This window comes from Photobacterium sp. 53610 (assembly GCF_036409375.1).
Lineage (GTDB): Bacteria > Pseudomonadota > Gammaproteobacteria > Enterobacterales > Vibrionaceae > Photobacterium.
Genome location: NZ_JAXOFS010000006.1, coordinates 176,892 through 190,788, shown reverse-complemented (window position 1 = coordinate 190,788; position 13,897 = coordinate 176,892). Strand labels below are relative to the sequence as shown.

9 protein-coding genes are annotated in these 13,897 nt (G+C 51.7%); 2 read left to right on the top strand and 7 right to left on the bottom strand.

Annotation, left to right across the window (positions count from 1 at the left end):
• Positions 1 to 5: 5 nt before the first annotated feature.
• From SPK40_RS16270 to SPK40_RS16240, 7 genes are read right to left on the bottom strand one after another with little or no spacing between them, the layout of a single operon-like run.
• A complete protein-coding gene (locus SPK40_RS16270) occupies positions 6 to 1,928 on the bottom strand; it encodes a hypothetical protein (RefSeq protein ID WP_330961173.1) in 1,923 nt (640 codons plus the stop codon).
• Between the two features lie 9 nt (positions 1,929 to 1,937).
• Positions 1,938 to 3,323: an alkaline phosphatase family protein gene (locus tag SPK40_RS16265; protein WP_330961172.1), complete on the bottom strand. Its 1,386-nt coding sequence runs from the start codon at positions 3,321 to 3,323 to the stop codon at positions 1,938 to 1,940.
• Positions 3,316 to 4,518 carry a metabolite traffic protein EboE gene (gene eboE, locus SPK40_RS16260; RefSeq protein ID WP_330961171.1) on the bottom strand — a complete coding sequence of 401 codons (1,203 nt, stop codon included), beginning with the start codon at positions 4,516 to 4,518 and terminating at the stop codon, positions 3,316 to 3,318. Before eboE ends, SPK40_RS16265 begins: the two co-directional genes overlap by 8 nt.
• Positions 4,519 to 4,568: 50 nt before the next feature.
• Positions 4,569 to 5,453, bottom strand: coding sequence for a TatD family hydrolase (locus SPK40_RS16255; RefSeq protein WP_248142609.1), 885 nt, complete (start codon positions 5,451 to 5,453; stop codon positions 4,569 to 4,571).
• Entirely contained in the window at positions 5,440 to 6,381 is a 942-nt protein-coding gene (locus SPK40_RS16250; protein ID WP_330961170.1) for an EboA domain-containing protein, read from the bottom strand. Before SPK40_RS16250 ends, SPK40_RS16255 begins: the two co-directional genes overlap by 14 nt.
• Positions 6,382 to 6,398: 17 nt before the next feature.
• Entirely contained in the window at positions 6,399 to 7,304 is a 906-nt protein-coding gene (locus SPK40_RS16245; protein ID WP_330961169.1) for a UbiA family prenyltransferase, read from the bottom strand.
• The gene (locus SPK40_RS16240) at positions 7,304 to 9,232 is read right to left on the bottom strand and encodes a 3-dehydroquinate synthase (protein WP_330961168.1); all 1,929 of its coding nucleotides are present in this window, start codon (positions 9,230 to 9,232) and stop codon (positions 7,304 to 7,306) included. The genes SPK40_RS16245 and SPK40_RS16240 overlap by 1 nt, the downstream gene beginning before the upstream one ends.
• Before the next feature lie 470 nt (positions 9,233 to 9,702).
• Here SPK40_RS16240 and dgt point away from each other — a divergent pair, with 470 nt between their 5' ends.
• Positions 9,703 to 11,217, top strand: a complete 1,515-nt coding sequence (gene dgt, locus SPK40_RS16235) for a dGTPase (protein WP_330961167.1) — start codon at positions 9,703 to 9,705, stop codon at positions 11,215 to 11,217.
• Between the two features lie 173 nt (positions 11,218 to 11,390).
• A complete protein-coding gene (locus SPK40_RS16230; protein WP_330961166.1) occupies positions 11,391 to 13,868 on the top strand; it encodes a M9 family metallopeptidase in 2,478 nt (825 codons plus the stop codon).
• Positions 13,869 to 13,897 lie beyond the last annotated feature (29 nt).

Sequence of the window (13,897 nt, the reverse complement as noted above, 5' to 3'; positions counted from 1 at the left end):
GCCCTTTAATCTTGTTTGTTGGTATGACGTCGATACAGGTCTGCTGCCAGCTCTTTTGACCCTTTCAAAACCTCCGGCGCTTCAGCAAGCAGACGCGCTTTCACCTGCCCCTGAGGCTCAGAAATTTCACAGGACGCACAGGGTTCAATCGGCAGCGGGGCATCATCCTGACCGCGACGCAGCACATACTTCCCGCTGCTGTCCTGCTCACAGAGCCACTTCAGGATCATTTGCCGTTTGGGTTCAGACAGGTCGCGTGTCACCGGCATATAGTTGGGATCGTTATGTTCCCGGGAGAAGGCCAGTTCCAGCACACTGCGGAATCGCACCATTGACGCATAGCTGCTGAGGTTGACCAGCATCCGTCCCATCACCGGATACAAGTTGTTGTACTGACTCATGATAGGTTTGACGTCATTCCAGGTCGGCTGTGCCGGCACGGTGTAATGGTCAAAGACCAAATTGGCAATGAGATCCATGAACTGCTGAATATAGTTCGGCGCACCAACCGGTGTATAACTCATCAGATACACCTGACCGTCCATATATTTTCTGGGATTGCCGGGCCCTTTCACCGAATATTCATAGCGGGCTTTTCCGTCAGCATTCGTGACGGCATTTTCGCCCATCGTGATCGCGGATGCCGGAATATTGATGACAGGAATCGGGACGCCCAGATCGCCCGGACCACCACCCTGCCCAGGTGTCGGCGGCTGAAGCGTGACCTCGATTTGCTCGCCTTTCGACGGCACCCCATAGCGCGAAGCATAAAAATCAACCGCCACCGGCATATCCGGATTCAGCCGGTGAACCACCTGCTCGGCCCGGACCAGCAGCCCGTCCTGTGTTTCACGAATCAGGATGGAATTGTCATTCGTATTGAGTAAAGCCAGTGGCTGTGAACTCATGGCCTGAATCTGCCTGTCTGTCAGATTCGTGGCATTGAACAACGCCCCGGTATTGTGCATCCAGTTTGTGCTCATATACGGAATCGGATCGCCAATGGGTGTGAATACCGACTCGCTCAGATGTGTGGTGCCTTCATCAAATTCGCTGCCCAGCATCACCAGCTGAATCGGTCCAATATCGACAAAATCACCATTGCCATTCAATAGGGGTAAAGCATTACTCAGGTCCACACAAATATTGCGTCCTTCTGCATCCACCTGAGCGTTAAAAAAGTTCATATTCTGCGGCGTTCTGTCACCGTTTGCCGGCGCAAATCGACGCCCCAGCACAAAGCTGTCCGGCTCGCCTTCCAATGCCGGGCCAATCACACCCGACACTCGCCCGATGGTAAATTCCGGACTGGTCCGGTCCATGTTATAGCTGTAAACCATCATGCGAACCGACAGCTTGCCCGTTTTCTCCGACATCGCTTTCAGTTGCTGCAGGAATGGCGAATGACTGACATTCACCCAGGACAAGTCTTCCAGCACCGACTGATAAATGGCCGTTGCCGTCTGATCCCCGCCGCCGCTTTGCTGCTGGCGTCCGAACAGAATGTCGCGAAACGGCGCAGGCTGGAATTGGCCTTCAAAAAAGCCGGGGATTTTGCCGTCAGTCAGGCGCATAGTCAGGCCCCACAACTCGGAAACCAGCTGCATCTGCGGATCCAGATCCACCATTTTGGCGCTGACCAGATCGTTGGAACCGCCAATCAGCATCCCAATCACCGGATCTTTCTGCGGATCGCTGGTGGTGGTGCCGTCCTGATAACCGACTTCTGTCACCTGACAGTCGATCAGCCGGAAAGCACCGGAACCACACGGGTTCCACCAACCGTTGTATCCGGTCTTGTCCTGGTATTCCTGATATTCCGGCTTGAATTTCTCGACATCAAAATGCCGGACATCATTATTGACGGTAGACACATCCGACTGGAATCTGCCGGAGAACACCATCCGCAAGTTATTTAAGTAGCTCATATTGCCTCGCTATTGAAAGTGCTGTTGCAACAGACCACAGACTTGCTGCATGGATAAGCAATCCGGCTGATTCAGCCGATTCAACATCTGCTTGTTATTGGTGATGAAAATCGGTCCATGCTCGGGGGATTCCGCCAGTCGGCCATGACTGCCTTTCACTAACGACGTATCTAACGGTATGACATCCATCAGCATGCGCTGCCCCAGCTTTTTCTGTAATAATCGGGCAGCAATCTTGAGTTTGACGAAACGAATTGCAGGGTCGACAAAGAGTTCAACCGGGTCATACCCGGGTTTACGGTGAATATCTACGGTTCGGGCAAAATCTGGCGCTTTGCTGTCGTCGAACCAGTAATAGTAATCAAACCAGCAGCCGGTCTCTGCAATCAGAACCAGCTCACCACTGCGTTCATGATTGACCTGTACGGCCTGCTGTTCGCAGCGATCCAGCACCTGTTCAATGCCGGGCTGGGACTGAAGGAACTGTTTCACGGGCTGGATATCCCGCGGATCTTTGATATACACATGAGCGACCTGATGGTCGGCAACGGCAAAAGCACGGCTCGCGCCGCAATCCAGAAGTTCCCAGTCCAACGACTGTCTGACCTGCAGCAACCCGGCTTCCCGTAACATCCGGTTCACCGAGACCGACTGGCTGACAGGGGTCATTCCGTATTCAGACACCACCATGACATCCGCCCCCTGTTCGCGGGCAAAGTCAATCAAACGTCCGGCTTCGTAATCAATCTGAGCAAGATCGGCGTTGATCTCCGGCGAATCCGGGCCCAGACGTTGCAGGTTGTAATCCAGATGCGGCAAATAGACAAGCTGAAGATCCGGCCGGTTCAGGGTGAATTCCACCATGGCGCAGTCGACAATCCAGCGGCTGGAACGAATGTCCGCCGCGGGTCCCCAGAAATTGAAAAACGGGAATGTGCCGACTTTCGCTTCAATGTCCTGATGCAGCTGAGCGGGCTCGGAATATAATCCGAGAATTTTACGGCCGTCTGCCGGGTAATGCGGACGTGGCGTCACCGCATGATCCACATCAGCATACATGTTGTACCACCAGAACAATTGCGAGCAGCGAAAATCAGGACGCGTACGCTTGAGTTTGTGCCAGATTTTCTCTCCCTGAACCAGCTGGTTCGGCTGCAACCAGAACTTCACTTCCGCCAGTTCGCGAAAATACCAGCCATTCCCGACAATCCCGTGTTCCGCAGGGCTCAGCCCGGTCAGCATTGATGCCTGTGCTGTCGCCGTGACAGCTGGAAACACACCCTGCAAGGGCGTCATGATGCCTTCATTCGCCAGCGCATTGAGCCGCGGGGTATGTTCCCCCAGCAACGCAGGAGTCAGCCCGACAATATTGATCACAATCAGTGGCTTAGTCATAGCGTAATAAGCCTCTGTCTTTCAGACGCTGTTCCAGCCAGTTCAGTTCTTTGACGATACCGCCAATCAAATCATCGTCATTTTGTGGCTGTAATCCGGGCGGTAAAACCAGCCAGGAGTAAGTCTCTACTTCCAGCCAGGGTTTAACCTGATACCGGTAATCAGACAAAAACTGGAAGACGCTGTTCAGGGTGTCGTGCAGGGGGGTCATGGCCGGGTGAGTACATTGGGCCATATCCAGTGGCACATGGAAATGGACCCGCCAGTTCTCGGCCTCAGCCAGTTCTGAGCCCGGTGCATACATGGCTGACAGCGCTTCAGACAGATCCGGCATGGTACTGAGGCGCCCGTCGGCATGCCGGGCTTTGACCTGATGCAAATATCGCGCTTCCGCAAATTGCGCCAGGACGTCCGGTAAGTCCGACAAAGGATCCTCCAGTGCCTGCGTATCGACTTCAAAAGCATTCGAAATCTGAATCTTCCCAATATAGATCCCGGCTTCCGTCAGACGACGCAGAGAATCATAGGCATCCTCGTACATGACCCCCTGATGGCAGACATCAAAGCACACGCCAAGATGCTCAGGATAGCCGCCATTTGCTGCAGACAAGGCCGCGAAAAAATCAATCATCTGTGAGGTTGACTCGAGCACGCAGTCCGGCTCCATTTCCAGACAGACCTGAATATGCCGTCCCTCCAGATCTTTCAGGACCGCAAGCTCTTCGTTCAGCCAGATCAGATGTTCAATCGCTTTCTGGTGCTTGTCGTCATTCCAGTGTTGCCGGTAGCCGAGTGGCAGAGTTGAAATTGCGCCCATCGTCACGTGATGTGGGAGACAGTTCGCCAGAATGACCGCCAGCTGGCAGCTGTAGATGAGTCGTCTCGGATCACTCCAGTCTGGCAGATACACATCGTCTTTCACCTCGCTCTGGTGAAAGTTGCCATAAGGAAAGCCGTTTAACGTTGTCAGCGACACACCGTTGCGTTGCAGACAGTGCCGGAAATGCTGCAAGGCTTCAGGATGCTGTAACTCCGATGCAGCGCTTGCGCTCAGCCACAAGCCACTCGCCATCTGAGTCTGCCCCCGCTTCGCCATCACCGGTGAAAAAAATCGGCTGAGATTCGCTTCCACGTCAGCCAGCGTTTCGCCAGGGTGAAGGTTACTGCAATAAGCCAGTTCACTCGGATGCCACATACCACCCTATCTCCTTGTGTCCGTTTATCCCCTGAGCGCTGATATCAGGTTCAGTTCTCAACAACCGGTTCCTGTCCCCGCAGCGCTGAGTTGGATTCCCACAACCGGGTTTGATCAACTTTAATCGGCGTATTGACTGCCTCTCTGCTGATCCGGCCGCTTTGCGCAAAGAAATCAATCGGATTTTCAAACAGTACCCGGGTAATATCAGCTTCGCTGTAACCGGCATCTTTCATCGCGGCTCCGGTCTTCGGTACTTTCAGCGGATCACTGCATCCCCAGTCCGCAGCACTGTTGACTACCATTTTTTCCAGACCGTATTCCTTCAGCAGTGCGACCATACGCTGCTCAGACATCTTGGTGTTGGGATAAATGGAATGGCCCCGCCAGCAGTCAGTTTCCATCACCAGCGGCAGCGTGAGTTCGTTCAGATGATCGATCAGGACCATCTCTTCAGGGATTCCCACTTCACGAATCAGAGCAATTGTTCGTTTGGTTCCGCCAATCTTGTCTCTGTGCGGTGTATGGATCAGTACCGGCAGCTCAAACTCCATCGCCAGCTGCATCTGCTCAGCCAGAAAAATATCTTCTTCCGGCGTGATGTCGTCATAACCGATTTCGCCCACAGCCACCACGCCATCCTTGGCCAGAAAACGGGGCAGCACCTCCATCACCTGATTGGCCAGTGCCAGATCATTAGCTTCTTTAGGGTTCAACCCCATGGTGCAGTAGTGATGAATCCCGAACTGGCTGGCTCTGAATCGTTCCCAGCCCAGCAGGGAATCAAAATAATCGACGAAGCTGCCGACTGAGGTCCGTGGCTGTCCCTGCCAGAAAGCCGGCTCTATCACGCCGACGATACCGGCCGCATACATACGCTGATAGTCATCTGTGGTGCGAGACACCATATGGATATGCGGATCAAAGAATTTCATGATGAGAATGTCCTGTTGTTGAAAATGGGGAGTGCGAGCGTTTGAAAGGGAATTCTGACAGCAGGCGATCAGCAAGCATCCGGGTTTCATCCGGCATCGACGACTGAAGGTGAGACAGTTTTCGCCAGAACTCCGGCGGGCAGTCCTGTCCCCCGTTATTGACCAGAGCCAGCAGCGTATAGTGCTGATGTTCCTCTGATTCAGAAAATACATATTGCATGTACATTTGTTTCGCTGTGTCCGAGAGATAGCGATAGCGCATCCCCAGCCAGATTGACGTCGGCACCTCCCGCGCTGCACGCTGCCGCTCTTCTGTTAAATCCACACAGAGCTGCGTCAGTTCAGGCGACTGACGCAGCGGCAGCCCTTCAATCTGCTGAATATTTAAATCAAGGAACAAGGCTTTCAGTACCAGCTGATGAAAGGCCCGCTCATTAAAGTACTTCACCGGATAAGAGTTATTGAGCGCAATTGCCGCGAACAGGTTGATATCATTGGTCCGCGTCGTTTCCATCGCAATCGGGTTCAGATCATGATTCTCCCCCAGCCAGTCCAGTGCCCGGACAGTGACAATTTTTTCGTTTTCATCAAATTGCCGGTAAAGAGAAAACAGTAACTCCCCCCACTGCGCGCTCGGCACGATACTTCTCAGTGTCAGCAGCAGCAAGAGCCGGCCAGCCTGATCAACCTGCCAGTGTGTCCCTTCGGGCTGGTATTTCAGTTCCTCTTCCCCCAGTTTGCGCCGGGTCATGGCACTGGTCAGCATCAGGGCGTTCACTGCGTTATCGAGTGTTCTGCAATCCAGAATTTTGTCTCTGGCAACCTGCAGCCAGGTTCTGGATGCAGGATCCAGCATGGCAAACAACTCACTTTGCAGTGCATCCGGAGAAAAATGGCTTAGCGGAGTATCAAAACGTCGGGAATACATAATTTGGTCTCACACAATCAGGTTGCCTGAACCCACTTTTGTAAGTGAGGCATAATGAAAAACAATGCAACACAGAACAGACTGGGCAGAATCAGATTCATACTGGCCAGCATCAGCCCGTCCAGAAGCGGTACCGCTGCAAGCAAACCACCAATCAACGCCCGCACATTTCTGGACGCAGAAAAAAGGCAGTGCTTCAACATGAACAACAGATACAAACTCAGCAAACCGGCAAAGAGCCAGAAATAAGGAAAGGCGTACCCCAGCGTGGTCAGGAGCAAAACAGGAAGGAACAGGAGCCCCACCGACCACCATTGCGAGACCCGGTTTGCATGTTCTTCCCGGGCAGCGTAGGTAATCCCACTGATGTAAAGGCACAGCGCTACTGCCGCCAGCACTATCTCCGGAGTGATCTCCGCCAGCATCATGGCCGCAATCAGATAAACGCCCAGCCGGCAGCCGCCCATCAGGACCGCACTGTGCCGAAAGCGTTTGTGAACCAGGTTATAGAGCAAGATCAGCGCCGCCAGACAGAGCACCATCAACCAGCCCAGCGATGCTTGTTCCGGATACGCGTGCTGATATAAAGTCCCCGCAATTACCACGCCGAGCAGCAGCATCATGGCGCCATTCAGCCAGACCATCGCTGCCGAAACCTTTCCTTCCGGGATTGGACGGGCATTGCCGTGACGTCTGTCCCATCTGGCGTCAAAAGCATCATTGAGAAACATGCCCGCCAGATACATCAGCGACAGAGAGATCAGACATCCCCCCCACAACAGCACTTGCAGGCCCGGGCTTCCCGCTCGCATCAAGTCAGTGTCGAGGCTGGCCTGTGCCACCAGTGCGGCCGCAAACACGTTACTCCAGACACTGGGCAGATTGGAGGCCCGCCCGAGTGTCAGCCAGGTGTGCATTCGCATCAGCCGACCTCCTGCCAACGCGGCTGATCTTCATCCTGCTTCTCGGCAGGCTGATGAAACTGCTTCAAGGAGCGCAGTGCAAACAATAACCGGCCGGTGTCGATATCATGGACTTCGTCATCAGTCCCGATCGCAGTTAACAGCGTGATACATAACTGGCCGCCCAGATGCTGACGAAATTCTTCCAGTCCCTCAAAAATCAGAGGCTGTCCGTTCTGATCACAGAGATCGAGTGCCGGGTGCCACAACGTAAAACCCAGCTTTTCCAGCAAACCGGTCAGCCGTCTCAGGTCATAACGACTCAGCATTCCGGCCTCGCTGGCATAGTAGGCATCTAAAGCCATCCCTATAGCCACCGCTTCACCGTGCCGGACGTCATACTGCGTGAGTGATTCAAGCTTATGCGCGGCCCAGTGCCCATAATCGAGCGGGCGTATGTTGCCCGTTTCAAAAGGGTCACCGCCCTGAGTAATCTGCTGGATATGAAGTTCGGCACAACGTGCAATTGCATGTTGTGTCACCCGGCTGTCGAAAGCATTCAGGGCCGGTACATGCTGCTCCAGCCACTGGAAAAATCCGGCACTGCGAATCGCGGCCACTTTCACCGCCTCAGCCAGTCCGGCCCGCTTATCCCGCTGCGGCAGCGTATTCAGTAAAGCCAGATCATTCAGCACGGCGAAAGGCGGGCAAAAGGTGCCAATCAGGTTTTTACTGCCATAGGCATTGATACCGTTTTTCACCCCGACCCCAGCGTCATTTTGCGCCAGGACCGTACTGGGCATCCGCAGCAATTTGATCCCGCGATGGAAGGTTGCACAGACATATCCGACGGTATCCAGCAAGGCACCGCCGCCCATCGCGATCACCATATTGTGGCGATCGACTTGATGCCGCTGCAGGTAACGGTAAAGGATATCGAGCTGTTCCGGCTGCTTGATGGCTTCTCCACCCTGAACGACGAAGGGCTCAGCCATCATGTGGATATATTGCTGATGCTGAGAGAAATACTGTGTAGCCTCATCCAGTACTTCAGGATTTCCATCAATAACCCCCTGATCCACAATCAAAACACAACCCAGTGACAGGACGTCCTCGCCTGAATTCATCCGTGATCGCAACAATATCGTGAGCAAATCAGAATTATTCCGGGCGAATACATGCCGGGTAAAACACACAGGGTATTGATGCTGAACACTAAATGCCGCTTTAATCGTCTGAATCTCCCCCGACGCAGCATCTGATTCAGCATCAGAAACTGACGCTGAGTCAGCCAGCTGTTGCCAGATCCATTTCAGCATCCATCCCAGCGCCGGCACCGCAATACTTCCGGCCACCACCAGCAAAAATGGATCCTGAACGCTGGCATAGGTGCCGACATAGGCATATGCCGTGGCCAGCCCGATATTGGCCAGAGACGTCATGAGCAGGAATTTGCCGAAGGGATACTGAATCATACCGGCAGCGATCACCGAAGTTTCTGCCAGCACAGGAACACCGCGCATCACCACCAGCGTACTGCTGCCTAACTGACCTGCCAGACGACGGGCTTTCTGGCGTTCCCGGTGACTCAGCCAGCGTGCACCCAGCAAGCGATCTGAGCGGACACCCAGCCAGTAACCAATGCAGCAACTCAGGATTAATCCAATACTGATATTCAATGCCCCCCACAACGGACCCAGTGAGGCGACTGCAAACATAGCCACCAGACTGGACGGAATCGGTAAGACGATATCAAACGTCAGTAACACAATGATGAACAGTGAGATCAGCCAAAAACCGGCTGGGGCTTTTTCAGACAGGAAAGTGATGGTAGAGGTCACGAAAGACTGGACATCCTGTTCGAACAGAAGAAATGAAAGAATCATCAGCGCCATCACGCCAACGACGTAAAACAACAGACCCGCGCCTGTGCGATGAAATGTATCCATATTGTTCAACCTTGCCCAACTGAAAATGTGTCTGAGATTCAACGACAACCCGCAGCTTCACGCATGACGGTTCCCTGTCTGCGAATGCAAAGCCAATAAACTTTTCATTCAAATCACAATTGACACTGAACAACGATGAGTATTTCCGTCAGGAATACTTCTACTGTTTTTTGTTGAATATAGTCTTGTCTGCAAGACACAAAGATTTATCTGCTTAACGTGCATCATACAAAGATTCATTGCGTGATTGGCATCAATAAATACTATGTAAAAAACAAATGAATCAATTACCAAAATATTGATGACAGATAAATACGGCTTCTCATAATGAAACAACAGCTTATTTCACATGAGAAAGATCCCGCCTGAGCATTTCCATCTGTTATTGATCTCGCATTTTTAATTAAGCTCCTCCTTCACGAACGCCCGATCGAGTAAATTGAATCCGTTTGAATGTTGGGAGAATGGATATGGCGGTCAATTTTGAAGTAAAAATACGGTTCAACCGGGTTTACAAGACGGATGGTACAAAACATGGCTTACGACCTTATCGTGAAGGCGACGGAAGCCCTGAACTGAGAGTTTTTGAAAGCGATCGGGGACGTATTCTCAACTCGGCTGCCGTCAGACGGTTACAGCAAAAAACCCAGGTCTTCCCATTGGAAAGAAACGCTGCGGTCCGAAGCCGTCTGACCCATTCTCTCGAAGTTCAGCAAGTGGGCCGTCACATCACCCAGAAAATTTTTGAAACTTTGAAAAAACGCGAACTCATCAATCAATACGGTCTGAATGAGCTTGAAAGACAAATGGAATCGATTGTCGAAATGTCCTGCCTGATGCACGACATTGGAAATCCGCCATTTGGTCACTTTGGCGAAGCTGCGATCAATGACTGGTTCAGGAAAAATCTTAAAGCTATCGGTCAATCAGCCGGGATTCATTTACCTGATGCATTACAGCTTGATTTACAAAACTTCGAAGGCAACGCGCAAGCGATCCGGCTGGTTCACACTTTACTGGGATTAAACCTGACTTATTCTCAGGTTTCCGGGATCATGAAATACACTCGCCGGGGCGATCAGCCAAAACCCGAAAAAAGCAATGACCTGAGCTATTTAAAGAAAAAAGTCGGATATTACTTAAGCGAATATCAGTTTATTGAAGACTTAAAAACTTCGCTTCGTATTACAGACGGTTGCCGTTCACCTTTTGCTTACATCATGGAAGCAGCAGATGATATTTCTTACGGACTCGCAGATCTCGAAGATGCCGTCGAAAAAGGAATTCTGGATATTCAAAAACTCAGTCAGTTACTAGTCGAAGAATATCAAACCATCGCCCGGGATTTTGACATTGATGGTCAGGGTCTGAAAGAAATGGAAACCATCGTCGGCATTGCTCAAAACAGCGCAAGACGAGCCAGCATTTGCGGTGACAGCCAGTTTTTCATTTTCATGCGGGTTGAACTGAGCAAACGCCTGCCAGAACATGCCGCGAATAATTTTATCGATCATATTGAGGCCGTCTTTGATGGCCGCTACAACGCACATCTCATCGAAGATCGTTCAACAAATCATGCTTTAGTTAAAACCTTAAAAAATATCGCCGTCAAACATGCTTTTGGCACCAAAGAAGTCGAATCCCGGGAATTGCAGGGCTATAAAATCCTCACCGGTCTGCTGGACACATATCATGAACTACTGACACTCAGTGCCGGGCAATTTCAGCAACTGGTCGAGGGCGCAGATAAACCCGATGTAACCGCTTACCAGCACCACCTCTACAAGAAATTACCCAATAAACATATCCGCGCCTATCAGGCTGCTCTAAGGCAAGAGAACCTGGAAAATCTCCCCCTGGCATGTGACCCTCAATGCTGGGAACTGTATTTCCGCATTCGGTTAATTCAGGACTATATCAGCGGCATGACGGATCAGTTTGCCTTTGATGAATACCGAATGTTGCACGTCATCGACGAATTATAATGATCTATTGCCACAATAGCCCGGTGAAACATCGGGCTACTTTCTTTCATTACTTATATACGCTTTTGTTTATTTGTGAACTGACCTCTGAATTTCATATTCAACCCAATGCATTTTGATATCTGATTGGTATAACGCCATTTCCTGTTCCATCAAAATCAAAGGGTTATCTAATGAAACACATTCACTCCGGTTTTCAGCGATCTGCGCTGACGCTGTTAATTGCTGCGGGTTTGTACTCGAATACCGCGGCAGCTGCACCGTTTTGTGAAATCGATGCACTCTCTGCTTCACCTTCCCCTGTCACTGAGATCGAGAAAGCTGATATCGATTGCCGAAACGCCTGGTTTTCTGCACCGGCAGAAACGCTGAATTCGCTTTTCAGCGAAAACAGCATTCACCAAATCCAGCAACAGCTGATGCTGCACATCAACCAATACCAGGGGGAAAAGCAGCAGGCCGTTGTCATTGAGAATCTGGGTGAATTCGTTCGTGCGGCCTACTACGTCCGCTACGCACACAAAGCGCAGTATGGTGATTTTTCCGATGCGCTTGATGTCGCTCTGGCAAATACAATCAATGCATTTCTCACCTCCCCCGGCGCCACGCAAAGCGGCCGCGAGCAGGTCGCTGCACTGAAAAGTATGACCATCATGGTCGATAATATCCGTCAGTTACCGCTGACCATGGCCAGTCAGTTACAGCTGCTCAATCACTTCAACGCAGAAACCGCGAAGGATCTGCAATTTGTCGATGCGCTCAACAACCTGTTCCGCGCCATGAGCGGTCATATCAGCCTCGACCCGTTTTATGACGATCTGGCAAAGCACCCTGAATATCTGGAACAACTGCACCAGTTTATTCTGGATAACGAATGGGCGCTGGGCACCGATGCCGATTTCATCGTGAGCAACACGGCACGTGAAATGGGCCGGTTACTGGTGACACCGCACGAATCGACCCGCAAACAAGTACTTTCCATTCTGGAGTCCCTGCTGGAACACTATCCGTTAGGCGGCAAGAGCGACAAAATGTGGGTCGGGATTGCAGAAATGATCAATTATTTTGCGCCCGATAAAGCAGAAGCACTGGGACTGAAAAATGCCAAAGCTCAGCTCGAAGTCCGTGTCATGCCATTTCGTTATGAGTGTAACGGCCCGGCGATTGTCCGCGCTCAGAAGATGACTCAGGCGCAGGCGGCTGACGTGTGTGACGTGCTTTCCGGCAAAGAAGCTGATTTTCATCAGGTAGTTAACAGCGGTGACCAGCCCGTTGCGGATGATCTCAACAACCGCGTTGAAGTGGTGGTTTTCGATAACAATGCCGACTATGTCAGTTTCTCTAACTTCCTGTTCGGTAATAGCACCAATAATGGCGGTCAGTATCTGGAAGGAAATCCGGCAAACCCGGATAATCAGGCGCGCTTCGTGGCCTATCGCAATGAATATGCAGAAGGCTACAGTATTTTAAATCTGGAGCACGAATACGTGCATTATCTGGATGGCCGCTTCAATCTGTACGGCGATTTTAACGACGTACTGAGTCCGGGACACACCGTCTGGTGGCTGGAAGGTTTTGCCGAGTATATGCATTATAAACAAGGCTATACCGCAGCGGTTGAACTGGCCCGCGAGCAGACCTACACCCTGTCTGAAGTGCTGGCAACCACCTATGATCATGATCTGAACCGCATTTATCGCTGGGGTTATCTGGCCGTACGGTTTCTGATGGAGAACCACCCGGATGAAGTGAATACCCTCTTGTCCTATGGACGGCAAGGTCAGTATTCACAATGGACAGACACAGCGAAAAGACTGGGAAGTGCTTATTCAGCAGAATTCCGGGACTGGCTGCTGACCGTTGAATCCACCGGGAATGAGCCGGGCGAGCCGACGCCAGACCCTCAGCCGGAACCTCAGCCAAATCCGGATGAAGTCACATCACTGACCTTCGATCAACCGATGACACTGGCTGGCGAAGCCTACAGCGAACACTTGTACTATGTCGACATTCCGGCTAATACCCGTGAATTCTCACTGTCAATCACAGGCGATGGCGATGCCGACCTCTACGCCAGTTATGGCCGAATCGCCCATTACTATGATTTCGACTTCACCGATTTTCAACGTGGCAGCAACGAAACACTGGCGTTTACGCCGGAAGCCAACGGCTACATCAAACCCGGACGCTATTACCTGAGTGTGACGGGTCGTGAAGCATTCCGTTCTGTCACGCTGAAGGCTGCAGCAGACATTGCGGCACTGGATCAGGGCTATGATCATCACGATTCCAAACCTGCGGATGATTTAACGCCCATCGTTCTTGAAGCGGACAAACCACAGGCTGTCCGTGTTTCCGAACAGCGCTATCTGGCATTTTATGTGCCACAAGCCGGCCAGACACTGCGGGTCTGGGTCAACCCGACTCAGGAAGCAACCGGCACAGATGCATCCAACAGCAATGTGAGCTTATACGCGGCCAGCGCTCACTGGCCTACCGCAGAGAAGTACGACGTTGCATCAACTTACACCGGAAACCGTGAATTCATTGAAATCACCGCAGAACAGGCAGGTTATGTCCATCTGATGCTGAGCAATGAAGGCGAAACGGCGAATGTTGAGGTTTATGCAAGTGCGGCAAGCGCGTTCTGACACCCTGAACTAAAACCGTAAAATCTTCG